20 protein-coding genes and 1 pseudogene are annotated in these 22481 nt (G+C 66.5%); 14 read left to right on the forward strand and 7 right to left on the reverse strand.

Annotated elements, in window-relative coordinates; translation table 11 throughout:
- Positions 1-19: 19 nt before the first annotated feature.
- The 8 genes from ABIC70_RS19730 to ABIC70_RS19765 all read left to right on the forward strand — a co-directional run bounded on the left by ABIC70_RS19730 (position 20) and on the right by ABIC70_RS19765 (position 7855).
- Positions 20-1096, forward strand: coding sequence for a Nit6803 family nitrilase (locus tag ABIC70_RS19730; RefSeq protein WP_354440728.1), 1077 nt, complete (start codon positions 20-22; stop codon positions 1094-1096).
- Positions 1050-2153 (forward strand): MSMEG_0568 family radical SAM protein, encoded by a 1104-nt coding sequence (locus tag ABIC70_RS19735; protein WP_182591719.1) that lies wholly within the window; start codon positions 1050-1052, stop codon positions 2151-2153. Before ABIC70_RS19730 ends, ABIC70_RS19735 begins: the two co-directional genes overlap by 47 nt.
- Positions 2150-2695, forward strand: a complete 546-nt coding sequence (locus ABIC70_RS19740) for an MSMEG_0567/Sll0786 family nitrogen starvation N-acetyltransferase (RefSeq protein ID WP_354440730.1) — start codon at positions 2150-2152, stop codon at positions 2693-2695. The genes ABIC70_RS19735 and ABIC70_RS19740 overlap by 4 nt, the downstream gene beginning before the upstream one ends.
- Complete coding sequence (locus ABIC70_RS19745) at positions 2695-3690, forward strand: sll0787 family AIR synthase-like protein (protein WP_287090415.1); 996 nt, start codon at positions 2695-2697, stop codon at positions 3688-3690. The genes ABIC70_RS19740 and ABIC70_RS19745 overlap by 1 nt, the downstream gene beginning before the upstream one ends.
- Positions 3687-4862 (forward strand): MSMEG_0565 family glycosyltransferase, encoded by a 1176-nt coding sequence (locus tag ABIC70_RS19750; RefSeq protein ID WP_354440733.1) that lies wholly within the window; start codon positions 3687-3689, stop codon positions 4860-4862. The genes ABIC70_RS19745 and ABIC70_RS19750 overlap by 4 nt, the downstream gene beginning before the upstream one ends.
- On the forward strand, positions 4855-5136 hold the full coding sequence (locus ABIC70_RS19755) for an MSMEG_0570 family nitrogen starvation response protein (protein WP_287090413.1): 282 nt from the start codon (positions 4855-4857) through the stop codon (positions 5134-5136). The genes ABIC70_RS19750 and ABIC70_RS19755 overlap by 8 nt, the downstream gene beginning before the upstream one ends.
- 37 nt (positions 5137-5173) lie before the next feature.
- Complete coding sequence (locus ABIC70_RS19760; protein ID WP_354440735.1) at positions 5174-6442, forward strand: MSMEG_0569 family flavin-dependent oxidoreductase; 1269 nt, start codon at positions 5174-5176, stop codon at positions 6440-6442.
- A gap of 399 nt (positions 6443-6841) precedes the next feature.
- A complete protein-coding gene (locus ABIC70_RS19765; protein ID WP_502916027.1) occupies positions 6842-7855 on the forward strand; it encodes a SphA family protein in 1014 nt (337 codons plus the stop codon).
- Between the two features lie 467 nt (positions 7856-8322).
- On the opposite strand, the gene ABIC70_RS19770 is transcribed toward ABIC70_RS19765, so the two are convergent.
- Both ABIC70_RS19770 and ABIC70_RS19775 read right to left on the reverse strand, forming a co-directional pair.
- On the reverse strand, positions 8323-10854 hold the full coding sequence (locus tag ABIC70_RS19770) for an arylsulfatase (protein ID WP_354440739.1): 2532 nt from the start codon (positions 10852-10854) through the stop codon (positions 8323-8325).
- Complete coding sequence (locus tag ABIC70_RS19775; protein WP_502916028.1) at positions 10851-11858, reverse strand: formylglycine-generating enzyme family protein; 1008 nt, start codon at positions 11856-11858, stop codon at positions 10851-10853. Before ABIC70_RS19775 ends, ABIC70_RS19770 begins: the two co-directional genes overlap by 4 nt.
- Before the next feature lie 456 nt (positions 11859-12314).
- On the opposite strand from ABIC70_RS19775, the gene ABIC70_RS19780 reads away from it, so the two are divergent.
- Positions 12315-12950, forward strand: a complete 636-nt coding sequence (locus tag ABIC70_RS19780) for a DUF938 domain-containing protein (protein WP_354440743.1) — start codon at positions 12315-12317, stop codon at positions 12948-12950.
- The gene (locus ABIC70_RS19785; RefSeq protein WP_354440745.1) at positions 12947-13675 is read left to right on the forward strand and encodes an SDR family NAD(P)-dependent oxidoreductase; all 729 of its coding nucleotides are present in this window, start codon (positions 12947-12949) and stop codon (positions 13673-13675) included. Before ABIC70_RS19780 ends, ABIC70_RS19785 begins: the two co-directional genes overlap by 4 nt.
- A gap of 252 nt (positions 13676-13927) precedes the next feature.
- On the opposite strand, the gene ABIC70_RS19790 is transcribed toward ABIC70_RS19785, so the two are convergent.
- Positions 13928-15358, reverse strand: a complete 1431-nt coding sequence (locus ABIC70_RS19790; protein ID WP_354440747.1) for an 8'-apo-carotenoid 13,14-cleaving dioxygenase — start codon at positions 15356-15358, stop codon at positions 13928-13930.
- 99 nt (positions 15359-15457) lie between these two features.
- The gene (locus ABIC70_RS19795) at positions 15458-16093 is read right to left on the reverse strand and encodes an NAD(P)-dependent oxidoreductase (RefSeq protein ID WP_182591727.1); all 636 of its coding nucleotides are present in this window, start codon (positions 16091-16093) and stop codon (positions 15458-15460) included.
- A 213-nt stretch (positions 16094-16306) separates the two neighbouring features.
- Here ABIC70_RS19795 and ABIC70_RS19800 point away from each other — a divergent pair.
- The 4 genes and pseudogenes from ABIC70_RS19800 to ABIC70_RS19815 all read left to right on the forward strand — a co-directional run.
- A pseudogene (locus ABIC70_RS19800) lies at positions 16307-16624 on the forward strand (pirin family protein); the annotation flags it as partial.
- 349 nt (positions 16625-16973) lie between these two features.
- Complete coding sequence (gene oxlT / locus ABIC70_RS19805; protein WP_354440749.1) at positions 16974-18275, forward strand: oxalate/formate MFS antiporter; 1302 nt, start codon at positions 16974-16976, stop codon at positions 18273-18275.
- Between the two features lie 287 nt (positions 18276-18562).
- The gene (locus ABIC70_RS19810) at positions 18563-19264 is read left to right on the forward strand and encodes a GntR family transcriptional regulator (RefSeq protein WP_354440751.1); all 702 of its coding nucleotides are present in this window, start codon (positions 18563-18565) and stop codon (positions 19262-19264) included.
- Positions 19265-19291: 27 nt separating this feature from the next.
- Positions 19292-19474: a hypothetical protein gene (locus ABIC70_RS19815; RefSeq protein WP_043347259.1), complete on the forward strand. Its 183-nt coding sequence runs from the start codon at positions 19292-19294 to the stop codon at positions 19472-19474.
- Positions 19475-19869: 395 nt separating this feature from the next.
- On the opposite strand, the gene ABIC70_RS19820 is transcribed toward ABIC70_RS19815, so the two are convergent.
- From ABIC70_RS19820 to ABIC70_RS19830, 3 genes are all read right to left on the reverse strand, one after another.
- Positions 19870-20007: a hypothetical protein gene (locus ABIC70_RS19820; protein ID WP_354440753.1), complete on the reverse strand. Its 138-nt coding sequence runs from the start codon at positions 20005-20007 to the stop codon at positions 19870-19872.
- A gap of 543 nt (positions 20008-20550) precedes the next feature.
- Positions 20551-21717: a M24 family metallopeptidase gene (locus ABIC70_RS19825; protein WP_354440755.1), complete on the reverse strand. Its 1167-nt coding sequence runs from the start codon at positions 21715-21717 to the stop codon at positions 20551-20553.
- Positions 21718-21754: 37 nt separating this feature from the next.
- Positions 21755-22435 (reverse strand): GntR family transcriptional regulator, encoded by a 681-nt coding sequence (locus ABIC70_RS19830; protein WP_075380619.1) that lies wholly within the window; start codon positions 22433-22435, stop codon positions 21755-21757.
- Positions 22436-22481 lie beyond the last annotated feature (46 nt).

The raw sequence follows: 22481 nt of genomic DNA on the forward strand, positions 1-22481 counted from the left end.
CACAGCCGGAGGTTCAACCATGTCAGAGAACCGGATCGTGCGGGCTGCCGCCGTCCAGATCGCGCCGGATCTCGACCGGCCGGAGGGGACCCTGGAGCGGGTGCTGAACGCCATCGACGAGGCCGCCGCGAAGGGCGCGCGCTTCATGGTCTTCCCCGAGACCTTCGTCCCCTACTACCCCTACTTCTCCTTCGTGCTGCCGCCCGCGCTGCAGGGCGCCGAGCACCTCCGCCTCTACGAGCGCGCGGTGGCCGTGCCGGGACCCGTGACGCAGGCCGTCTCGGCCGCCGCGCGCCGCCACGGCGCCGTGATCGTGCTGGGGGTCAACGAGCGCGACCACGGCTCGCTCTACAATGCGCAGCTGATTTTCGATGCGGACGGCTCCCTGAAGCTCAAGCGCCGCAAGATCACCCCGACCTACCACGAGCGCATGATCTGGGGTCAGGGCGACGGCGCCGGGCTCACCGTGGTCGAGACGGCGGTCGGCCGCGTCGGCGCGCTGGCGTGCTGGGAGCACTACAACCCCCTTGCCCGCTACGCCCTCATGGCGCGCCACGAGGAAATCCACGCGGCGCAGTTCCCGGGCTCGCTCGTGGGCCAGATCTTCGCCGATCAGATGGAGGTGACGATCCGCCACCACGCGCTGGAGGCGGCCTGCTTCGTGGTCAACGCCACCGGATGGCTCACCGACGCGCAGGTGGCACAGGTGTGCCCGGACGAGCGCCTGCGCGGCGCCTGCCGGGGAGGCAATTGCACCGCCATCGTCTCGCCGGAGGGCAAGCACCTCGCGGATCCCCTCGGGCCCGGCGAAGGCATCCTCGTCGCCGACATGGACCTCGCGCTGGTGACCAAGCGCAAGCGGATGATGGACGCAGTCGGCCACTACGCGAGGCCCGAACTGCTCAGCCTCCTCCACGACGACCGTCCGGCCTCGTTCGTGCACCAGCCGATCCATTCCCAGACCGATTTCCGGAGCCTCGACCATGAGCCGTTCTCCGCTTCCGACGAGCCGTCCCGCGTGTCCGCCGGTGGTAGCGGGCCTGGTCGGGATGCCGACGGAGCGCCTGATCAACGCGTTGCAGTCCTACGGCGTTAGGCTCGCCGACACCCGCGCCGGGGCGCCGAGCCGTCGGGGCGGGGCCGGACCGTCGGACCACAAGGCCATGACCATCGCGGGCCGCACCGTGATGGTGCCGGTCCACACCGAGGCCGCCTTCGACTCGCCCTTCCTGGTCCGTCACCCGGACGCCAACGGGGTCTCGGCGATCGAGCATGACGGCGTGGTGATCGGGCAGGCGACCTTCCCGGGCAAGCCGCGCTTCTACGCGCTCTCGACCCTCGACGGCGTGCCTTACGCGAAGATCGCCGTTCTGCACGGGCGGGACGTGCTCGCCACCACCGTGCTCCAGACCTGTATCCGCTACGCCAGCCGCACGAAGACCTGCCAGTTCTGCTCCATCGGCCAGTCCCTCGCCGCCGGTCGCACCGTCGCGCACAAGACACCCGAACAGCTCGCCGAGGTCGCCCGCGCGGCCGTGCTCCTCGACGGCGTCAAGCACATGGTCATGACCACAGGCACCCCGAACGCGACCGACCGGGGCGCCGCCGTCCTCTGCGCGAGCGCCTTCGCCGTCAAAGCTGCGGTCGACCTGCCGATCCAGGCGCAATGCGAGCCGCCGGATGACGACCGCTGGTTCGAGCGCATGAAGGCCTCGGGCATCGACGCCCTCGGCATGCACCTGGAGGCGGTCACGCCCGAGGTCCGGGCCCGGATCATGCCCGGCAAGGCGAGCGTGCCACTGGAGCGGTACTATACGGCCTTCGAGGCGGCCGTTCCGGTCTTCGGGCGGGGCCAGGTCTCGACCTACATCCTGGCCGGCCTCGGCGACGCGCCGGAGGCGATCCTGGAGATGGCCGAGCGCCTCATCGGGATGGGCGTCTACCCGTTCGTGGTGCCGTTCGTGCCGATCTCCGGCACGCCGCTGGAGAGCCACCCGGCGCCCGGCCCCGAATTCATGCACGGCATCCTCAAACCCCTCGCGGACATGCTGGTCGGCGCGAATCTCCGCGCAACCGACATCAAGGCCGGCTGCGGTCGCTGCGGCGCCTGCTCGGCGCTTTCCACCTACGAGCGCGCGAGGGCGACCTCATGATCCTCGAACCCGTACCGCCGTACTGGCCAAGCCACTTCCGCATCAAGTTCGCCACGAGTGCGTGGGAGCGGCGCGCCTGCGAGGCGCTGCGCCGCCAAGTCTTCTGCGCGGAGCAGCGCATCTTCACCGAAGACGACCGGGACGCCGTCGACGCGCACGCCATCCCGATCTGTGCCCTCTCGACGCTCGGCGGCGACGCCGATGCCGTCGTCGGCACCGTTCGCATCCACCACGGATCGGAGCGTCCCGGCGAGTGGTGGGGCTCGCGCCTGGCCGTCGCCGGACCGTTCCGCGGCACCGCCGCGCTGGGCGCCGGGCTCATCCAGGTCGCGGTCGCCTCGGCCCATGCGCGGGGCTGCACGCGGTTCCTGGCCCATGTGCAGGACCGGAACGTCCCGTTGTTCCGGGCCCTGAACTGGACGAGCCTTGAGGAAGTCGCCTTGCACGGGCGAGCCCATCACCTGATGCAGGCGGACCTCGCGGCCTACCCGCCGATGCACGATCCGGAGCACGGGCTCGTCATGTTCCGCAAGGCCGCGTGATGACGGCGGGCTTCGACCTCCAGGCCCTGGCCGGCCAGATCCGTGACGCGCGCGGCGTCGCCCATAAGCGCGACATCGATGCCGTGGTCGCGCGGCTCGGCCTGACCAGCCGGCGCGCCGCGGTGCCAGTCGGTGACGATTGTGCCGCCATACCGGACGGCGACGGCCACCTGCTGTTCGCCATCGAAGGCTTCCTCGACAGCTTCGTCGCGGCCGATCCGTATTTCGCCGGCTATTGCGGCGTCATGGTCAACCTCAGCGACATCGCCGCCATGGGTGGGCGGCCGCTCGCCGTGGTCGACGCGCTGTGGAGCCGGGATGCCGCGGCGGCGGACCCGATCCTGGCAGGCCTGTCCGACGCTGCAACGCTCTACGGGGTCCCGATCGTCGGCGGTCACACCAACACGCGCGCCCAGGCGAGCAACCTGGCGGTCGCCGTGCTCGGCCGGGCCGGGCCGCGCCTGCTCACGAGCTTCGACGCGGCGCCCGGCGACGACCTCGTCGCGGCGATCGACCTGCGCGGACGCTTCCGCGAACCCTACCCGTACTGGGACGCCTCGACCGGCACGGCGGGCGAGCGCCTGCGCGGTGATCTCGCGTTGCTGCCGGGCCTCGCGGAGGACGGGTTCTGCCGGGCGGCCAAGGACATCAGCATGGCGGGCGTCGTCGGCACCGCCCTGATGCTGCTGGAATGCTCGAAGGTCGGCGGTGTCATCGACCTCGACGCGATCCCGCGGCCTGCGGATATACCGCTCGCCCGCTGGCTCAACGCCTTTCCGAGCTTCGGCTACCTCCTGAGCGTTCGCCCTGAGCGCACGGCCGCCGTGTGCGCGCGGTTCGCCGAACGGGGCATCGCGGTCGCCACGGTGGGTCAGCTCGATGCAAGCCGGGTCGCCCGAGTGCGCGATGCCTCCGGCGAGGAAGCCGTGGTCTGGGACTTCGCAGTCGGCCCGCTGATCGGCTGCGGCCAGGACGACAAGGATGCCGTCCGATGACGGCCCTGCGCATCGCCGTCCTGACGCATTCCACCAATCCGCGGGGCGGGGTCGCGCATTGCCTCGCCCTGGCCGAGGCCCTGTGCGCGCTCGGGCATGAGGGCGTGGTCCACGCGCCCGATCCATCCGGGCGCGGCTTCTTTCGCCCTGCCGCCTGCCCGATGGTCTCAGTGGCGGCAAAGCCGGTCGCCGGCACGACGGTCGACCTCGTCCGGGCTCGGATCGACGATTACCTGCGCCACTTCGCGTCCCCCGCCGCCTGCGACTTCGACGTCTTTCACGCCCATTGCGGCATCGGCGGCAATGCCCTCGCGACGCTCAAGCACCGCCGCTTGATCCCCGGCTTCGTCCGCACGGTCCATCACCTCGACAGCTTCTCCGACCCGGTGCTGGCGGATTGGCAGGATCGCTCGATTCGTGAGGCCACGCGCCTGCTGTGCGTCAGCCGCGCCTGGGCGGACCGGATCGCGGGCGATCTCGGTACGGAGATCCCCGTCGTCGGGAACGGGGTGGACCTGTCGATCTACCGAGCGATGCCGACCGAAGCCGACGCGATCGTGCGGGCGCGCTGGGGCCTCGGTGGCGGGCCGATCGTTCTGAGCGTCGGCGGCTTCGAGGAGCGCAAGAACACCGCCGGGATCATCGAGGCCTTCGCGCTCCTGCGCAGTCGCCACCCGCAGGCGCAGCTCGTGGTCGTGGGCGGCGCATCGCTCCTCGATCATGCGTCCTACGGCGCCCGATGCCGCGCCGCGCTCAGCGCCCACGGACTTGTGGTCGGGCGCGGCGAGGCAGTCATCGAGACCGGGCCGGTCTCTCAGGCGGAGATGCCGGCCTTCTATCGGACGGCGGACGTTCTCGCCTTTCCCTCCTGGACGGAGGGCTTCGGCCTCTGCGTGCTGGAGGCGATGGCCTGCGGCCTTCCGGCGATCGTCTCCCGCCGGCCGCCCTTCACCGAGTATCTCCGGAGCGACGACGCCCTCTTCGTCGATCCTGGCGATCCCCGGGACATCGCCGACGCCATGACGGCCGCCCTGGCCCCGATGACCCGCGCCGGCCTGCACGCTGCCGGGTCGGCCCGGGCCGCCACCCACTCCTGGCGCGCCTGCGCCGAGCGACACCTCACGACCTACGCGGCCTGCGCCCGCGTCGAACGGGAGCCGATCCATGCCTGAGATGCATTTCCACATCCGCTGGCCCGATGGCCGGCGCGAGGCCTGCTACTCGCCCTCCCTCGTCGTGAAGGACTTCCTCGCCCCAGGCGAGAGCTATGCCCTCGACGACTTCGTCGAGAAGAGCCGCACGGCCCTCAACATCGCGAGCGAACGGGTGCGCGAGAAGTACGGCTTCGCCTGCTCGTCGGCGATGGCCCAACTCGCCCGGATCGAGGCCGCGGCGAAGCGGCAGGCCCCGGGCGGCCTCGTCACGGTCGAGACCTTCGAGCCCTGAACCAGAGCGTCCTTAGGAACATCCCGGAGTCAGAGCCATGACGTCCACGTCCCGTCACGTCCCTGTCGCCATCGTCGGTGGCGGCCAAGCCGGCCTCTCGGTCAGCTACCACCTGAAGCAGCGCGGCATCGAGCACCTCGTGTTCGAGAAGGAATCCGCGGCGCATACATGGTCCTCGCAGCGCTGGGACACGTTCTGCCTGGTCACGCCGAACTGGCAGTGTGACCTGCCGGGGCACCCCTACGATGGGCCGGATCCTCACGGGTTCATGAAGAAGGACGAGATCGTCGCCTACCTGAAGGGCTTCGTCGCCAAGGTGAACCCGCCGATCCGCGAGGGTGTCGCGGTCACACGGGTCGAACGCCGCGAAGACGGTCTTTTCTCGGTCCGGACCTCGGACGGCGACTACACGGCGAGCGAGGTCGTGGTCGCGTCGGGCGGATATCATACGCCGATCATCCCGCGTATGGCCGAGAAGCTGCCGGGTTCGGTCACGCAGATCCACTCGAACCAGTACCGCAACCCGGCGCAACTGCCCGCGGGCGCGGTTCTGGTGGTCGGCTCGGGCCAGTCCGGCGCCCAGATCGCCGAAGACCTTCATCTCGCCGGCCGCACGGTCCATCTCGCGGTCGGCGACGCGCCGCGCTGCGCCCGGTTCTACCGGGGCCGCGACGTCGTCACGTGGCTCGCCGACATGGGCTACTACGAGATGACGGTCGACAATCACCCGCTGCGCGACGGCGTCCGCGACAACACCAACCACTACGTGACCGGCCGCGACGGCGGGCGCGACATCGACCTGCGCCGCTTCGCCCGCGAGGGCATGAAGCTCTACGGCGCGTTGGACGACTACCACGACGGTACGCTGCGCTTCCGCAACAACCTCAAGCGCTCACTCGACGGGGCAGACCGGACGTACAACGGCATCAACGCGGCCATCGACAAGTACATCGCCGAGAACGACATCCAGGCTCCGGTTCAGGAGCCCTACACACCCGTTTGGGAGCCGGGTGAGCCCGTGACCAGCCTCACCCTTGCGGGCTCCGGCATCACGTCGATCATCTGGTGCATCGGCTTCACGCCGGATTTCCGGTGGCTCGATGCGTCCGTCTTCAACGGCGCAGGAAGCCCCAAGCACAAGCGCGGGGTGACGAAGGAGGACGGTGTCTACTTCATCGGCCTGCCCTGGTTGCACACCTGGGGCTCGGGCCGCTTCGGCGCGGTCGGCCGCGATGCCGAGTTCGTCGCGCAAGCCATCCAGAAGCGCCTCGGTACCGAGCGGTTCGCTCTGAAATTCGCCGTGTAGCCATCCACCCCATCCACTTTCCGACAGTCGGTGCGATGACGCGCGGACATTGCTGCATCCCGGCTTGTAAGTCTTAGTCGCGCCACTTCCCGAGATTTATCTTGAATTCGCCTGCCGGGTTTCGCGTAGGCGGCTCGAAGGAAAGACGTTTCACGTCGGTGGATGCCTGTGTTCCTGCAAACGAAGCATCCTGGCCCGATCGGCCACCCGGATCCGAATCGCGCACATCGGGCGATCATTTTATATCGACCTGCGGGATGATAGATTTTGCATCCGTCTCGCCCCAGGAAAATAAATAATGTCGCGACGAGCGGGGCGCCAGCATCCTAGCTTGGCCATTGCCACTGCATTCGATTTGTGAGACCCTTCAGCAACGTCGAATATACCGAGAGCGTTGCGATGCGCAGGGCTTGGCGAATATTTTATTTGGCCATCGCCTGCGCCGCGGGGCTCGTTGCTTCGCCGGATGCACAGGCGGCGGAATATGCGCAAGGCATCTACGTTCTCGGCAACCGCGGCCCCCTCGCGGGCGTGACACCGCCGCCGGGCTTCTACTTCGAGAGCGAGACATACTACTATTCCGGCAATTTCGGCGGAAACCGCCTCTTCCAGGGCGGCGGCGTCATCGCCGCCAACATCAAGAACGACACGAGCGCGAACTTCGTTACGCCGATCTGGGTCACGCCGTTCGAGATCCTGGGCGGCAATCTCGGCTTTTCCATCACTATTCCGTTCGGCACGCCCAACGTCAGTGCCGGGGCCGTCCTCGCTTCGCCGCGCATTGACCGCATCATTGCCGGCCGCGAGCGGGATGCCAACTTTACCGTCGGAGACATCTATCTCGCCTCATTCGTAGGCTGGCATTCCGGCAACTTCCACTGGAGCGGCACGCTCCTCGGCGTCGTCCCGTCCGGCAGTTTCGAGAACGGCCAGCTCTCCAATATCGCGCTCAATCGCCCGGCGATCGATCTCAGCGCCGCGCTCACTTACCTCGATCCGCTTCTCGGCTACGAGCTCTCGGTCGTGCCGGGCATCACATTCAATTGGATCAATCCAGCGACGCAATACCTCACTGGCACGGAGTTCCATCTGGAATGGTCGGCGTCGAAGTACTTGAGCAAGGAACTGTCGGTCGGTCTCGTTGGCTACTATTACAACCAGCTCACCGGCGACAGCGGTTCGGGCGACAGGATCGGCTCGTTCAAAGGTCGAGTCACGGCACTCGGTGCCCAGATTGGCTACACCTTCAAGCTGGGCGAAATCCCGGTCTCGACGAATGTACGCTTCTTCCGCGAGTTCGATGTCAAGAACCGCTTCGCCGGCACGGCAACGTACCTGACGATCTCTGCGCCACTCTGGGTCGCTCCGGCACAGCAGCCGGCGGACAATAAGCCGCTCGTGACGAAGCTTTGACGTCAGATACGGATTATCTCTGCCCAAGAACGCGGCCACACGGGCTAGCCTCACATCCGAGGTCGATTTGGCCAGGTGGGACGGTGAGGGATCAGACACCGGGCGTCGTCATCAGCCGGTAGTGAGAACCCGGATATGCGATGCAAACCGGCTTGTTCTCCAAGCATGCAGTCTGCTTGGCGCCTCCCGGACCGCGCCAGAACACGACCGGTGACAAGCCAAAGCTGCGTGGACGCCTGCAGCCTACGGACTTCGAGCGTGGGAGCAGCGTGCATCGCTGGTCACTGCGCTGAAGGACAACGTCCCCGAACGCCGATCTAAGCCAGGCCTCCACCTGCGCCAATCGCGTCCGGGGAGGAATGACCCATGCCCTGCAAGGCCGCATCACGGGCTTCTTCAAGGGCGGGCAGATTGGGAGAAGGCCTGCAGCGCGTTTGATGCCGCCGCAGGCAGAGCTTGCAGATCGTTCATCCGCGCTTTTGCGCCTGCGATTGAAAATCGCGGAGCGCTTCAGGTGTCACGCTCGACTCCCCGAGATCCACAATGATCCGATTCAGCTTGCCGGTGAAGTTGAACGGAACCTGATAGTCAGAGTCATCGACAGGCGTACCGGTATCGAGACCGACATCCAGGGTTTCATCCCAGGCAAAGGTGAAGGGCAGCGTACGCGGCAGGGCTCGCCGTGCCACTTCCTGACCATCGACGGAAAGCGTACCCGACCCGCCTCGCGAGAACGGGCCGCCGTTCGCGTCCATCTGCCAGTCGAAGATAAGGGTGTGCCGACCGGGCGACAGCGCGACCGCGGCTTCCCATTTCGGTCGCTCCATGCCCAGCAGGTTCATTGTAAACACAGGCTTGCCCTCGCGCAGGTACAGGCCCCAGCCGGCAAAGCGGCCGCCTTGGGTAATCAGCATCCCGTTGGCCCCGCCCTGCGGCACCTCGATGTCGGCCGAAATGCGATATGAACGATTGAGGATATTGGGCGCCGAATTCGCCTGAATGCCGAAGACCGGCGCCGTGTAGATGAATTGCTTGCGGCCGGCGGCCGGGCCCGGTCGTGGCGTGATCATACCCGTGATCACCGAATTGTTTACAGGAAGCACTTGATAGCGGGTCGCTTCCACAAGCCAGAGCTCCTGCATGACACGCAGTCGCTCAGGCTCCTGTTTCGCAAGGTCGTTCAACTCTGTGGGATCCTGCGCGAGATTGTACAGCTCCCAATTGTAGCCGTTGATCGCATCATCGGGAACCGGGGCGCCCGGATTCCACGGCGTGGCTATGGGTGTCGTGCACGCGACCCATCCGTCGTGGTAGATCGCGCGGTTGCCGAAGATTTCGAAATACTGGGTCTTGCGATGGGACGGCGCATCCGCGTTGGGCTTGTCCCAGGTGTACACAACACTGGTGCCTTCCACCGGCGCTTGTGCAATCCCGTTCACCATGGTGGGAGGTGGAATGCCGATCGCTTCGAGCAGCGTTGGCACAATATCAATCACATGATGGAACTGCATTCGTATTCCGCCCTTATCGGCGATACGCTTTGGCCAGGAGATTGCCATACCATTGCGTGTGCCGCCGAAGTGCGACGCCACCTGTTTGGTCCAGCGATAAGGCGTATTGAATGCGAACGTCCATGGCACGGCCATGTGATTATAGGTGCGGTCGCTGCCCCAGGCTTCGATCAACGGCAACTGCTGCTCGACCGTGAATGACTGAAGATTGAAATAGGCGACCTCATTCGGCGTGCCGTTCATAGATCCTTCAGCACTGCTGCCATTATCGCCGCTGATGTAGATGATCAGCGTATTGTCGAACTGTCCGAGATCTTCGACCGCCTGGATGACGCGACCGATCTCGTGGTCGGTGTAGGCGAGATAGGCCGCATAGACCTCCACCTGCCGCGTGAAGAGCCTCTTCTCGTCGATCGACAGGCTATCCCACCGCTTCAGAAAATCCGGCCACGGCGGCAATTGCGCGTTCGCCGGAATCACGCCCAGCGTCTTCTGATTGTCGAAGATCTGACGGGCAAGCGTTTCCCAACCGGCGTCGAACTTGCCCTTGAACGTCTCGATCCAGTCTTTCGGCGGCTGGTGCGGCGCGTGCGTGCCGCCTGGCGCGTAGTGGATGAACCAGGGACGGTTGGGCGTGACCGCCGCAAGCGTCCTGATGTGGCTGATGGCATCGTCGGCCATCGCGGTCCCGAGATTCCAATCCTTCCGTCCGACGTAAGGATGGATCGGTGTTGTGTTGCGGAAGAGGTTGCCCGGCTGCCATTGGCTCGTATCGCCGCCGACGAACCCGAAGAAATAGTCGAAGCCCATGCCGACAGGCCAATTGCCGAACGGGCCGACGGGATTGGCTTCCCACGCAGGGATATTGTGGTTCTTTCCGAACCAGGCGGTGGAATAACCGTTCAGACGCAGCGTCTGCGCCACCGTGGCTTTCTCCGGCGGAATAATCGAGTTGTATCCGGGAAAGCCCGAAGACATTTCCGAGATATTTCCGGTCCCTGCCGAGTGATGGTTGCGGCCCGTGAGCATGGCTGCACGCGTGGGCGAGCAAAGAGCCGTGGTGTGGAAGGCCGTGTATCGAAGACCGGCCGCAGCGATCTTGTCGAGCGCGGGGGTCGGGATGAGGCCGCCGAAGGTCGACGGCGCGCCGAAACCGACGTCGTCGGTCAGGATCAGAAGTACATTGGGCGCGCCCTCCGGGGCAGCAACCGCGGGCGGCCAAGCGGCTACGCTATCCTTTGCCGTCGGCATGATCGTGCCGCTGAATTGCGGCGTTGGCGTCGGCAACACACGGCTGTTCGGGAACTCGACGGCATTCGGCGCGCCTGGGCTTCCGCGGAGCTGCGCGTGCACAGCGGTTCCTGTCACAGCCAGAGCGGCCGTTCCGGAGAGCAGGGCACGGCGGGTTGGACGGAACGTTGCGCCTTCGGGGGGCGTCGGCAAATCAATATTCGGCGCTGTCTCAGAGGGCTCGCTTTTCTTGATCATCGCAGTCCTCCTGCTGAGGCCGATCGCGTTCGATGCCCGGATCTGACGACGCAACGAAAGCCAAGATGGCTCGTCGAAGTGTCGACTGCCTCGGCATGTCGCGCCGCCGGACGGTAGCGTTGGCAGTAGTTCGGCGAGCACAAGTGTGAACCGCCCTTGATCACCTTCCGGGGAATGTTGATCTCCGACTGACCAGGGTCGTAGCTGCCTTCCACGCATCCGCCGCGCGGATTCTTCGGGATACAGCAAGCCTTGGGCGCATCGCCCTCATGCCTTGGCGCGTACCAGTCGGTCGTCCACTCCCAGACATTGCCGATCATGTCGTGCAGGCCGTAGCCGTTGGGCGGGAACGCGGTCACCGGCGAGGTGCGCTCGTAGCCGTCTAGGGCGAGATTCTCGTGCGGGAAGGCGCCTTGCCAGGTATTGGCCATGTGCCGGCCGCCCGGCGTGAGCTTGTCGCCCCAGGCGAACTCGGCCCCGTCGAGACCGCCGCGCGCGGCGTATTCCCACTCAGCCTCGGTCGGGAGGACCTTGCCCGCCCAGGCTGCGTAGGCATCAGCGTCGGCGTAGGCGACGTGCACCACCGGGTGATCGTCAAGGCCGGCGATCGAGGAGCCCGGCCCGTAGGGCCGCCGCCAATGCACGCCGAATCTAAAGCGCCACCATGCGCTCCAATCGTGCAGTTCGACCGCGCCCCTGGGCGGTTTAAACACGAGCGAGCCGGGCTTCAGCATGTGCGGCAACGCGCCGGGGTAGTCCTTCGGGTCGGGCCGGCGCTCGGCCATCGTCACGTAGCCGGTGGCGCGCACGAAGGTCCGGAAATCGGCATTGGTGACCGGCGTGCGGTCGATCCAGAAGCCGTCTATGCAGACTCGATGGACCGGGGCCTCTTCCGGATAGTGCCGGTCCGAACCCATCCGGAACGTCCCTCCAGGCACAAAGACCATGTCCGGCGAGGGATCTGACGACATGGCGAACCGGTGGAGGATGGGAGCTCTCGGCATCGCGCGCGCCTCAACGCGGACCAACGAGAATGCCTGCTGAAGGCGTGCAGCAACGTATCAAGTCTGCGCACGGCAGCTTGACCGAATGGGACAGGGGATCGGTTTCGGCTCGGAAGCGCACTGTCCCATCCGGCTAGATCTGATGGAAGTTTCCCTGAGCCTGCGTGCCACGGTCCGCACCCGTAGGCCGAGATACCGGATCTCCGGATACTCTTCGCTTCAGCCCCGATCGAAAGAGCCCCTTTCGACGGCCCGTTCAGGGGCGGCACAGGCCGATATGGGACGTCTGTCTAGCCCGCTGGGGCGCCCAAAAGCCGCCGTTCGGATCTCGGCCCAATCCGGCGGGCTGCCTCGTGTTACGATAGCGGTTTCGGGTGCCGCGCGTGATCGGCGGAGAACGGGCGCGCCGTGCGGGTAAGCCGTGCGGCCCTTACGGAAAGGCGCTAAAGGCGCTCCATGTCAGACGCTCTGTTTTCGCCGGCCGTGGCTCGCAACGCCGGACCCATCGTCGAAGTCCTGAAGCGCGTCATGCCGCCCGACGGCCTCGTTCTCGAGATCGCAAGCGGGTCTGGTGAGCACGCCGTTCACTTCGCCAATGCGATGCCCGCGCTCGATTGGCAGCCCAGCGATCCAGACGAAGCGGCGCGCCGCAGCATCGGCGCCCATGCGCGGGCCTCGGGCCTGTCCAACATTCGTTCGCCGCTCGCGATCGATGCGGCCCGTCCGCCATGGCCGGTGGCGCGGGCCGATGCGCTCGTCGCGATCAACATGATCCATATCGCGCCCTGGGACGCCACCACCGGGTTGATGGCGGGCGCGGGCGCAACGCTTCCGGTGGGGGGCGTTCTCTATCTCTACGGTCCGTTCCGAGAGAATGGTTCCCACACCGCGCCGAGCAACACAGCGTTCGATGACAGCCTGCGAGCGAGGAACGCGTCCTGGGGTGTGCGTGACATCGAGGCCGTCGCGGCTGCCGCCGGGGCGCAGGGGCTACACCTTTTCGAGCGCGTCGCGATGCCGGCCAACAATCTGAGCCTGATCTTCCGTAAGACAGGCCAATCCCCAGCGCCTGTCCGGGAGGCATCGCTATGACCTCATCGAGCTCGACCAGCGCGGTCGTGATCGGCGCTTCCGGCGGCATCGGCCAAGCCCTGGTCTCCCGACTCGCCGCAAGTGAGGCCTATGCGCCGATCTTCGCGCTCTCCCGCTCGCAGCCATCAGTCCCGCGCGGCGTCCGCACCCACCCGATCGACCTGGGCGACGAGGCGTCGATCGCCGCGGCCGCGGCCAAGGTCGGTGAGGCCGGATCAGCCGGTCTGATCATCGTCGCGACCGGCATCCTTCATCAGGAGGGCGTCTTGCCCGAGAAGGCGCTCAAGGCGCTCGATCCCGCCGCCATGGCCACCGTCCTTTCGATCAACACGATCGGCCCTGCGCGCGTCGCCAAGCATTTCGTGCCGTTGCTGGCGCGGGAGGGACGGTGCGTGTTCGCGGCGTTGTCGGCGCGGGTCGGATCCATCGAAGATAATCGGCTCGGTGGCTGGTACGCCTATCGCGCCTCGAAGGCGGCTTTGAACCAGATCCTACGGACCCTCTCGATCGAGGTGGCCCGCAGCCGACCGGACGCAATCGTCGTCGGCCTGCATCCGGGCACAGTCGCCTCCAACCTGTCGCGGCCCTTCCGGCCCGACCCGAGTGCCGAGGGTGTCTTTCAGCCCGATGAGAGTGCGGCTCATCTCCTGCGCGTGCTCGGCGACCTCGAAGTGAAGGATACCGGAGGCGTCTTCGCCTGGGACGGCACGCGTATCCCAGCCTAGGCGCGGCACCCGCTGACGCGCGTCATACGGTTTATGCCGGAGTGATAGCAGACGCCGAAGTCTGGTCTTCGTGTTGCCAGCATATTCGCCTCCAGAATGCGCCCAGTTCGGTTTTGTGAGGCGAAGTCCTTCGTACCCTGAAGCGGCCGGGGTCCCTCGGTTGTCGTCGGCACTGTCTCGTCGGGTGACATCGACGCTGGCTCGCGCCGTTGGTCGGACCTGCAAGCCTTGCCTGTGTGCGGCCTGTCCGGCTCAGGGCGTCGGAAACCAGTTTCCGTGGAAACCTGGCGGGATCCGATGCCCGAGCCGGACAATCGCCAAGGGGGGCGCCTCGAACGAGCGAGCATCGAGGATCGCAAAGTCCGTCGTTTCATGCGCCGTGTCGATCACGAAGCCCATCAGCCAGCCTTCGTCCTCACCAGCATCTTCGCTTGCAGGCACGAACACGAACTCGCCCGGGACGTGATGCTCGCCGAACGCGTGCACGCGGCGCTCACCCGTCTCAAGATCATGCTTGTAGAGCGTCGTCGCGCCGGCAAGCTGCGGATTGCCGTCTGCGGGTACGGACACCGTGTAGGCATACCGATATCTCTGCCCGAAGCGGCGCTCGTCGATGCGGGGAAACTCCTGCGCGGCCTGGTCGATCACGCGACGCTCGACGCGTTGCGTCGTGGGGTCCAGGGTCCAGCGCTCAAGCCGACCCAGCGTGTCGAGTTCGCCGCCCTCCGAGGCGAACATCGTCGGATAGGCGATCACATCGAGGATCACGCGCCCATCCTCACCGTCGAAGGCGTTGACGGCATGGAAGACGAAGCACGGCTCGACGTCGCACCACACGATGTCGGTGGCGCCCCCGTGACGAGGAAGCAGCCCGACCCGGGCGCGGTGAGCGCTGTTCCAGCGAAACGGGAAGCGGTGGCCGGCGAGCACCGCCCGCATCGAGAAGGTGACGGGAAGGTCAAGCACGATCACGAAGCGTGCCGTGATCGCGCAGTCGTGGACGCAGGGACCGTGCTGGACCGCGATCGGTACGTCGCGGACCACCTTGCCGGTCGCCGAGACAACGACGTGGCGGATGGCGTCCCAGACACGCCCGTCATAGGCGATCGCGTGGGTCTCGCCGGTGATCGGATCGCGGTGCGGATGACCGGTGAAGGATCCAGCGAGCGTGCCCTCGAACGGATTGTAGCGTTGCGTCTCCAGGGTGTCGGAGAGTTCGACAGGGAAGCTGCCTGCTTCGACGACCGCGAAGGCGCGGCCCCCGATATCGACGACGTTGGTGTTGACGGTGTCGTTTGCGCCCCGACGCGGGCCGGGTGCGGCGGGCCGACCGAGGGCGGCGGCGGCCGTGCGCGAGCCGATCCACCGATTGCGGTACCACAAGGCTTTGCCATCCTTGATGGCGAGACCGTGCACCATGCCGTCGCCGAGAAACCAGTTGTGACCGCCCGACGCGGGCCGCACGGGGTTCGCGCCCATCTTGAGGTACCGACCGTCGAGCTGGGACGGTATCGAGCCGATCACGGCGAGATCCTGCAGCGTCAGTTCCTCCCGCATCGGCTCGTGGATGCCGATCACGAAGGGGTTCGGGGTCTTTGGCAGCCGCGCCCGGTTGTAGGCAGCCACCAGTTCGACGCCCCCTTCGAGGACAGCGCGGACGGCGGATCGAATGGGATTTGGCATCGGGAGCAATCCCTTGGGTGCGTCATGGGCAGAGATGCCCTCATGTCGAGGGCGACCCGGCTCCGACGATGCGGAGCGGGCAAGTCTGCGACCTCCGGCCTACCGGACCAGGACGACGGCTTTCCGCTCGTGGGACGGATGGTCGATCTGGGCGACGATGTACCCTGCCACGTCGGCTCGAGAGATCAGGCCGTTTCGCCAGGACGCGGGCTCGGTCAGGACCTTGTAGCGGCCTGTCGCGGCGCCGGGCGTCAGGACGCCGGGCCTGACGAGCGTCCAATCGAGGCTGCTCCTGCGGATGCGCATCTCCTGCGCGTCCTTGTCGTCGTAGGCGCGTCCGAACACCAAACGGAATGGCAGTTGCTGGAGAAGTCCGATCGCATCCCGGCTGTCGCCCGCACCGAAACCGGTGACGGCGATCAGCCGTTTCACCCCGGCGGTCTCCATTGCGGGCACGAGAAGGTTGGTCGCTTCCGAGAACAAGCGGACGGGCCTGATGAGATCCCTGGTCGGTACGCCCAGCGCCTGCACGACGACATCCATGCCATCGAGGGCGGCGGCGACATCGGCCGCATTCACCGCGTCGCCCGTAAACCGTTCCAAGCTCGGATCCGACAGACCGATGCCGGCTGCGGACCGCGCGAAGGCGCGAACACGGTGCCCGGCCGCCAGAGCCGCCTTTGTGGTCTCCAGGCCGATGCCCTTGCTAGCGCCTATGACGAGAACATGTGCCATGCTTGGTTCCTCACCACCGTGGTGTTCGACAAGACCGCATGGCGGGAAGCCGCGCTATGTGGCCCCTTGACCGGGGCCTGTCGGGTCTGAGTGGCCCGAAGGGGGATCGCGCTTGTTCACAGGCCTTTGGCAACGATCGTGGGCGGCCGAACCAGACCGAGAGTATGACGCCATGAGCGGGAGCAAGCTCTGGAACCGCGTTGCCACAATGGGGTGGGCGTCGACGCGACCGAGACGCTCATCAGTCTCCGTGCAAGGGATCGCGGCGGCTTCGAGATTCGACGCGCCGTGCCGGCACCGGATCGCCGGACGGTTCGGGCATGCCGTGTCTTCCACCAAGCCGGCCCCGCCGCACGTCTGACGGGCCAGGGTATCGATGTCTGGCCGCATCCGCAGATCGGTCTCGCCACCGTGACCGGCCTCTGCCGCGGCGACGTCCATCGCCGGACCCGCCCCGGGGCCGATCGAGTCATCCGTCCGGGCGCAGTGGACTGGATGGTCGCGGGCCGCGGAGTCGCCCATTCGGAGCACATTACGGCGACGGCGCGCGGCGGGCCGAACAGCCTGTTCAGGATCCAGACTGGGTTCGCTCTGCCGGTGAGCCACGAGGACGCGGCGTCGACCTTCGCGGATCACGGTGACGGGTCGCGATCTCCGATCGGGATGCACGCGCAGAACCGACTTTTCATCCCGCGCTGTCGACAACAAAAAATGAATTATTTCGCTTGCCATATGATCCTGGCACACAGAATAATGCATGCCGCCAAGTCAATCTCGGAACCCGCGAGATGGTTCCGGCACGGGCAAGCAACCCGCCGACGTGGACGCCAATACTACAGCACGTCGCCGAATGTCAGCGCAGGGACGAGGGAGGAAGCTCATGGCCATGCCAGATGCCGTGCCGGGTACGGCAACGCCCAATACCAATCGATGGCTACAAATTGTGCTTGGCGTGATCTGCATGGTTGCAGCGGCCAACATCCAGTATGCGTGGACGCTGTTCGTCCCCGAGATTCAGAAGACCTTCAACTGGGACCGCGCCGCGATCCAGGTCGCCTTCACGATCTTCGTCGTCGTCCAGACCTGGCTGACCCCGATCGAGGGGTACTTCATCGACAAGTACGGTCCCAGCCGCGTCGTCATGTTCGGCGGTCTGATGACGGGCCTGGCCTGGGTCATCAACTCCTACGCCACGAGCTTGAGCGGCTTCTATCTCGGCTCCGTGGCCGGCGGTATCGGCGTCGGCTGCGTCTACGCCACCTGCGTCAACAACGCGCTCAAGTGGTTCCCCGACAAGCGCGGCCTGGCGGTCGGCCTCACGGCGGGCGGCTACGGCGCCGGTTCCGCACTCACCATCCTGCCGATCGCCAAGATGATCGACGGCGGCAATTACGCCCAGGCCTTCTTCATCTTCGGTCTGATCCAGGGCGCGATCATCATGGCCGCCGCCATCGCCATGCGCGCGCCACTCAAGAACCAGGTGCCATTCTCCACCAAGGTCCTGCAGTCGCGGCGCGACTACACGCTGGCCGAGGCGCTGCGCACCCCCGTCTTCTGGGTGATGCTGCTGATGTTCACCTGCACGGTGACGGGCGGCCTGATGGCGGTGGCCCAGCTCGGCGTGATCGCGCAGGATCTCGGGGTGAAGAACTTCCAGGTCAACCTGTACTTCTTTGCCATGGCGGCGCTGCCCTTTGCGCTGATGCTCGACCGGATCATGAACGGCATCTCGCGCCCGCTCTTCGGCTTCATCTCGGACCGGATCGGACGGGAGAAGACCATGTTCATCGCGTTCGCGATGGAGGGTATCGGCATCGTGGCACTGGGCTATTTCGGTTCCAATCCGTGGGCCTTCGTCATCCTGTCCGGGGTGGTGTTCCTGGCCTGGGGCGAGGTCTACTCGCTGTTCAGCGCCACCGCTGCCGACACGTTCGGCTCCAAGCACATCGGCAAAATCTACGGCGTGCTCTACTGCGCCAAAGGCTTTGCGGCGCTGTTCGTGCCGGTGGGCAACCTGATCATGCAGGCGACCGGCACCTGGGCCACGGTCCTGTATACGGTGGCGAGCATGGACCTGATCGCCGCCTTGCTGGCGATCGCGGTGCTGCGGCCGATGCTCAAGCAGCACCACAAGGCGAACAACGACGCGGCAGCTCCCAAGCTGGCGCTGGCTCACGCCTGAGCGTCGGGCTCGGCCACGGCGCGGCCCGGCGAAAGCCGCAAGGCCCCGGCTCCGGAATTCCGGAGCCGGGGTCGTGCTGACCGGCCAAGTTGCGACATCCGCATGCTATCGCATCTCCGGGACGCATGCGCGTCGCAGACAGCCCGGAACACTCGGGCCTCCAGCCACCATCGCTTCAGGCACCGCTTTCCAGGTCCCCCATTTTCAAGCGGCCTCCCAGGTGCGCTCCGGCGCGTTCCTCGGATTTGATGCCAAGATCGATTTTTCGGCGCTCTCGGAGCTCGACTGTGCTGCAGCCACCTGAGACCTCTTTGGGTCTAATCTCGATCGGACAGACTGTGAGCCTGCGTGAGCAGGCCTACGACCGCATCAAGCGATCGATCCTCGCGATGGATCTCTACGACGGATCGGCACAGATCCGGCTGAACGAACACCAGATTGCGCAAGATCTCGGCATCAGCCGAACGCCAGTCCGAGAAGCCCTAACGCTTCTGGAACGGGAGGGCTTCGTAAGCACGGTGCCACGCCGCGGACTCTTCGTGACGCGCAAGACCAAGCGCGAAGTCATCGAGATGATCAGGGTCTGGGCCGCGCTGGAGGGCTCGGCAGCTCATGCCGCCGCCACGCACGCCACGGACGCCGATCTCCGCGACCTGAGCAAAGTCTTCCAGGATTTCGATCCCTCGGCATTGCCTGTTCATTTGACCGCTTATGAGGAAGCCAACCTCGATTTTCACCAGATGATCATCCGTCTCGGCGGCTGTGGATTGATGGTCGAGATGACGACCAACCTGTTCATCCACATGCGGGCGGTTCGATCGGCCTTCCTCCATCGGTCGGGGCGGTATGAAGTCTCGATGCGCGAGCATGCCGCCATCATCACCGCGCTGCAGGAACGCGACGCCGATCAGACTGCGGTCCTCGTTCGCGATCATGCACTTGGTTTGATCGCCCACGTCGAAGCACATTGGGCGTGGCCAGAAGAATAAGGGACATCTCTGACGGAGGATCGACCCATGCTACCGTCCGTTCAGACCACCGACCTGCTCGGCCTCGGCTTCCTGATCATCGGACTCGTCGGAGCGGGCGTTGCCAGCGCAAGCCGGTCGCCGCGTTTTGCAGAAGAGCCGCGTGAGGAACTCGCGGGCGGAGCGGTGCTTGTGGCGATCCTCGGCCTCGCCTTCGTGCTCGCCGAATGACAGACACACCGCAAGCAGGACCGGCCTCTTCACGTGCGGCAGCGAACCAGCCCAGTGCCACCGACGGTCGATCGGTCCGCTCCCGATGCGTCTGAAGGGCCTTCCGGCGTCTTCGAGTGAAATGTCCGTCACATCGCTTCCGGGGCAGACATGCCCTGAAACGGACGGCGTCTCCGCGCCTCCTGTGGAGACCAACGGTGCTTCGTCGGGGACAAACGCGAACGGCCAGGATCGAGGCGGCTTCCGTGCACGGACAGCCTCTCGTCCGTTGACGCCCCGGGCATTCGCTGAGGTGGTCACGCAGGCGGGCGAATGAATCCCGGAGCCTCACCTGCCGGCCGAACCGAACTCCGGGACATCCTCAAGCGAGGCCGCGTGACGCGGCCCGTCATGGCTCAAGCCAGGGTCGGGACCGGGCCGGTGAAGCCCGCGGCCGCTTTGTCGCCGTCGAAGTGATTGGCGAGCGCCACCACGACTGCGAAGTTGGCGATGGCGGCAACGGGGAGGAAAGCGAGAGCGGCGAGCAGGGTCATCGGCGGCGTCCTGTTGTGCGGTGCGCAAGAAGCGATATCGCACCGCACGCACCTTCTGGTATGCCACATACCTCAAGCCCGATATGCAGAGAGCGCATGAGCAGATCGGGATGACAGGTGTCTGCCGAGTGACTTCATGCGAAGCGTCAAGTCGGGGTGACGCTAAGGCGGCCTGTCGAGGCGACAACAGGAGCTCTATTCGACTTGCGATAATCCGATCATCTGCTTTCATTCCCGCCTCACTTGGCGGTCAGTCGCATCACTGTGAAAGTATAACACGCGGGCTTTTCGTACCAATCTACCCCAAGTCGACGTTGCGGAACGGCCGACGGACAGCCGATTTCGGGATCTGTTCGCGGTAGTCTGCGCGGCCGGCATGGATTGATAGGAGGTTGCCCGCCTTTTCGACCGGTCTTCTCCGAAGCGGCCGTTACACGTTCGGCCAGCCTACGCCATGCTGGATCAGGGTCAGTTCGGTCGCTGACGCTGCAGACGGTCCGACCTCACGTTATGCCCTAACAGAAAGCGATGATGGGGTGAGCCTCACCGCAGCGACAGGGTGCGGGGGAGGTCGGACAGGGGCTCGACCCCGTTGGCGGTGACGATCACCGTCTCCGAGGCGCCGACCGTCCAGGCGCCATAAGAGCGCAGGGTCGCCGGCAGGTGGAAAACCATGCCGGGCTCGATGGGCCGGTCCTGTCCGGTGAAGAGCGAGAGCAGGCCGCCCTCCCCCCAGTCCGGGGCGAAGGCGACACCCATGGAGTAGCCGATCCGCTTGCGAAAGGCCGGGCCGTAGCCCGCCGCATCGATGATGGCCTGTGCCGCCGCGTGCGGGGCGGCGCAGGGATGGCCCGGGCGGATCGCCGCGAGCGCCGCGTCGAGGGCGCGCAGGGCGCAATCCATCATCCGCAACGCCTCGGCCGGCGGCGGACCGATCCAGACGCTGCGCATAAGCGCTGCGTGGTACCGGGCGTGACTGCCGGCGAGTTCGAGGAAGACGGCGTCGCCCGGCTCCAGCCGGCGGCGCCGCCACGTCATGTGCGGCAGCCCGCTGCGCGGGCCCGACGCGACCAGGGGCTCCATCGCCACGGCTTCGGACCCGGCTGCGATCGCGGCCCCCAGCATGGCGGCGGCGACGGCATTCTCGTCGGTGCCCGCCGCGCAGGCGTCGAGTCCTGCGGCGAGCCCGGCCTGCGCGTATCGAGCGGCGGCCCGGATCGCCTCCAGCTCGGCCGCCGACTTCACCGCCCGCAAGGGGGCGAGGAGGCCGGAGCCGTCGGGCAGCGGCCCGCTTCCGAGCGCGGCGTCGATCCGCCCCGCGAGCGCCGGCGAGACGAACCAGCCGTCCCGCTCCAGGGCCGGCCGGGTGAGCCCGCGCCCGCGCACGAGGGCCGCCAGGGCCTCGGCCGGGTCGGCGCCGTCCGGATAGGCCTGGATATCGTCGAGCCAAGTGTTGGCGGCCGCGCCCGGCAGTTCGAGCTGCCGGACCAGGAGGGCCGGGTTCCCCTCCACCGGTACGAGGAGGGCCTGGAAGGCGAAATAGCCCGCCGTCTGGCGGCCGGTCAGCCAGTAGATCGTCTCCGGGCCGGTCACCACAAGGGCGTCGTGGCCGGCCGCCGCGATGGCGGCCCGGGCCGCCGCCTGCCGGGCGGCGAACTCCGCCTCCGGGAAGGCCGCCTCGCGGCCGCGCAGGCCTGTGAATCCGTGCATCGCGCCGCCCTCGCCCCAAACTCCGCTCAGGCTCCGCTCAGACTTCGCTCAGGCGACGGATGATGCCCTGCTTGAAATTCTCGAGATGGGCCGCGATGGCGTCCGCCGCCGCCGCCGCGTCCTTCGCCCGCAGGGCGGCAACCACCGCGAGATGTTCGCGATGGACCGCCTCGAACCGCTCAGGCATCCGGCTCAGGTTGAACATCTGCGTCTTGAGCCGCAGATCCTTGATCGTCTTGGCGAGGATCGCGTTGTGGCTGTGATCCGCGATCAGGTCGTGGAAGCGCCGGTCGACCTCCCAGTTGCCCGGCGCGTCCGGGTCGCCCGCCGCCAGCAGCGCCTCCATCTGCCGCTGCAGATCCGCCAGCACCGCGTCGGCGATCCGGCCGGTGGCCAGCATGACGCTCTCCCGCTCCAGCAGACGGCGGACATGCAGGATCTCCACCAGTTCGCGCAGGGAGAATTCCTTGACCACGAGCATCCCCCCGGGCTGCCGTTCGATCAGCCCCTCGGTCTCCAGCCGTGACATCGCCTCGCGGGTCGGGGTCCGGGAGATGTCGAGCATCTCGGCGAGGCGGCGCTCGTGCAGCACGGTGCCGGCCGGAAGGTCGCGGCGGACGAGCATGTCGAGCAGCCGGTCGTAGGCCATCTGGCCGAGGCTCTGCTCGCGCCGGGCATTGAGCGCCGTCGTGTACGACGCGGCGTCGAGGGTTTTCATCGCGTCCTCCCGGAGCAGCCGGCCAGGCTGCTCCCCGTTTTCTTCT

It is taken from the genome of Methylobacterium sp. 1973 (genome assembly GCF_040545035.1).
Classification (GTDB): domain Bacteria; phylum Pseudomonadota; class Alphaproteobacteria; order Rhizobiales; family Beijerinckiaceae; genus Methylobacterium; species Methylobacterium fujisawaense.

Excerpts from the sequence above, each read along its gene's own strand:
- ABIC70_RS19760 (WP_354440735.1), top strand. The coding sequence starts at position 5,174 with ATGACGTCCACGTCCCGTCACGTCCCTGTCGCCATCGTCGGTGGCGGC.
- ABIC70_RS19795 (WP_182591727.1), bottom strand. The coding sequence starts at position 16,093 with ATGGCACATGTTCTCGTCATAGGCGCTAGCAAGGGCATCGGCCTGGAG.
- ABIC70_RS19745 (WP_287090415.1), top strand. The coding sequence starts at position 2,695 with ATGACGGCGGGCTTCGACCTCCAGGCCCTGGCCGGCCAGATCCGTGAC.
- ABIC70_RS19830 (WP_075380619.1), bottom strand. The coding sequence starts at position 22,435 with ATGAAAACCCTCGACGCCGCGTCGTACACGACGGCGCTCAATGCCCGG.
- ABIC70_RS19780 (WP_354440743.1), top strand. The coding sequence starts at position 12,315 with ATGTCAGACGCTCTGTTTTCGCCGGCCGTGGCTCGCAACGCCGGACCC.
- ABIC70_RS19820 (WP_354440753.1), bottom strand. The coding sequence starts at position 20,007 with ATGACCCTGCTCGCCGCTCTCGCTTTCCTCCCCGTTGCCGCCATCGCC.
- ABIC70_RS19755 (WP_287090413.1), top strand. The coding sequence starts at position 4,855 with ATGCCTGAGATGCATTTCCACATCCGCTGGCCCGATGGCCGGCGCGAG.
- ABIC70_RS19785 (WP_354440745.1), top strand. The coding sequence starts at position 12,947 with ATGACCTCATCGAGCTCGACCAGCGCGGTCGTGATCGGCGCTTCCGGC.
- ABIC70_RS19740 (WP_354440730.1), top strand. The coding sequence starts at position 2,150 with ATGATCCTCGAACCCGTACCGCCGTACTGGCCAAGCCACTTCCGCATC.
- ABIC70_RS19730 (WP_354440728.1), top strand. The coding sequence starts at position 20 with ATGTCAGAGAACCGGATCGTGCGGGCTGCCGCCGTCCAGATCGCGCCG.
- ABIC70_RS19815 (WP_043347259.1), top strand. The coding sequence starts at position 19,292 with ATGCTACCGTCCGTTCAGACCACCGACCTGCTCGGCCTCGGCTTCCTG.
- ABIC70_RS19750 (WP_354440733.1), top strand. The coding sequence starts at position 3,687 with ATGACGGCCCTGCGCATCGCCGTCCTGACGCATTCCACCAATCCGCGG.
- ABIC70_RS19775 (WP_502916028.1), bottom strand. The coding sequence starts at position 11,858 with ATGCCGAGAGCTCCCATCCTCCACCGGTTCGCCATGTCGTCAGATCCC.
- ABIC70_RS19790 (WP_354440747.1), bottom strand. The coding sequence starts at position 15,358 with ATGCCAAATCCCATTCGATCCGCCGTCCGCGCTGTCCTCGAAGGGGGC.
- ABIC70_RS19765 (WP_502916027.1), top strand. The coding sequence starts at position 6,842 with ATGCGCAGGGCTTGGCGAATATTTTATTTGGCCATCGCCTGCGCCGCG.
- ABIC70_RS19770 (WP_354440739.1), bottom strand. The coding sequence starts at position 10,854 with ATGATCAAGAAAAGCGAGCCCTCTGAGACAGCGCCGAATATTGATTTG.
- ABIC70_RS19735 (WP_182591719.1), top strand. The coding sequence starts at position 1,050 with ATGCCGACGGAGCGCCTGATCAACGCGTTGCAGTCCTACGGCGTTAGG.
- oxlT (WP_354440749.1), top strand. The coding sequence starts at position 16,974 with ATGGCCATGCCAGATGCCGTGCCGGGTACGGCAACGCCCAATACCAAT.
- ABIC70_RS19825 (WP_354440755.1), bottom strand. The coding sequence starts at position 21,717 with ATGCACGGATTCACAGGCCTGCGCGGCCGCGAGGCGGCCTTCCCGGAG.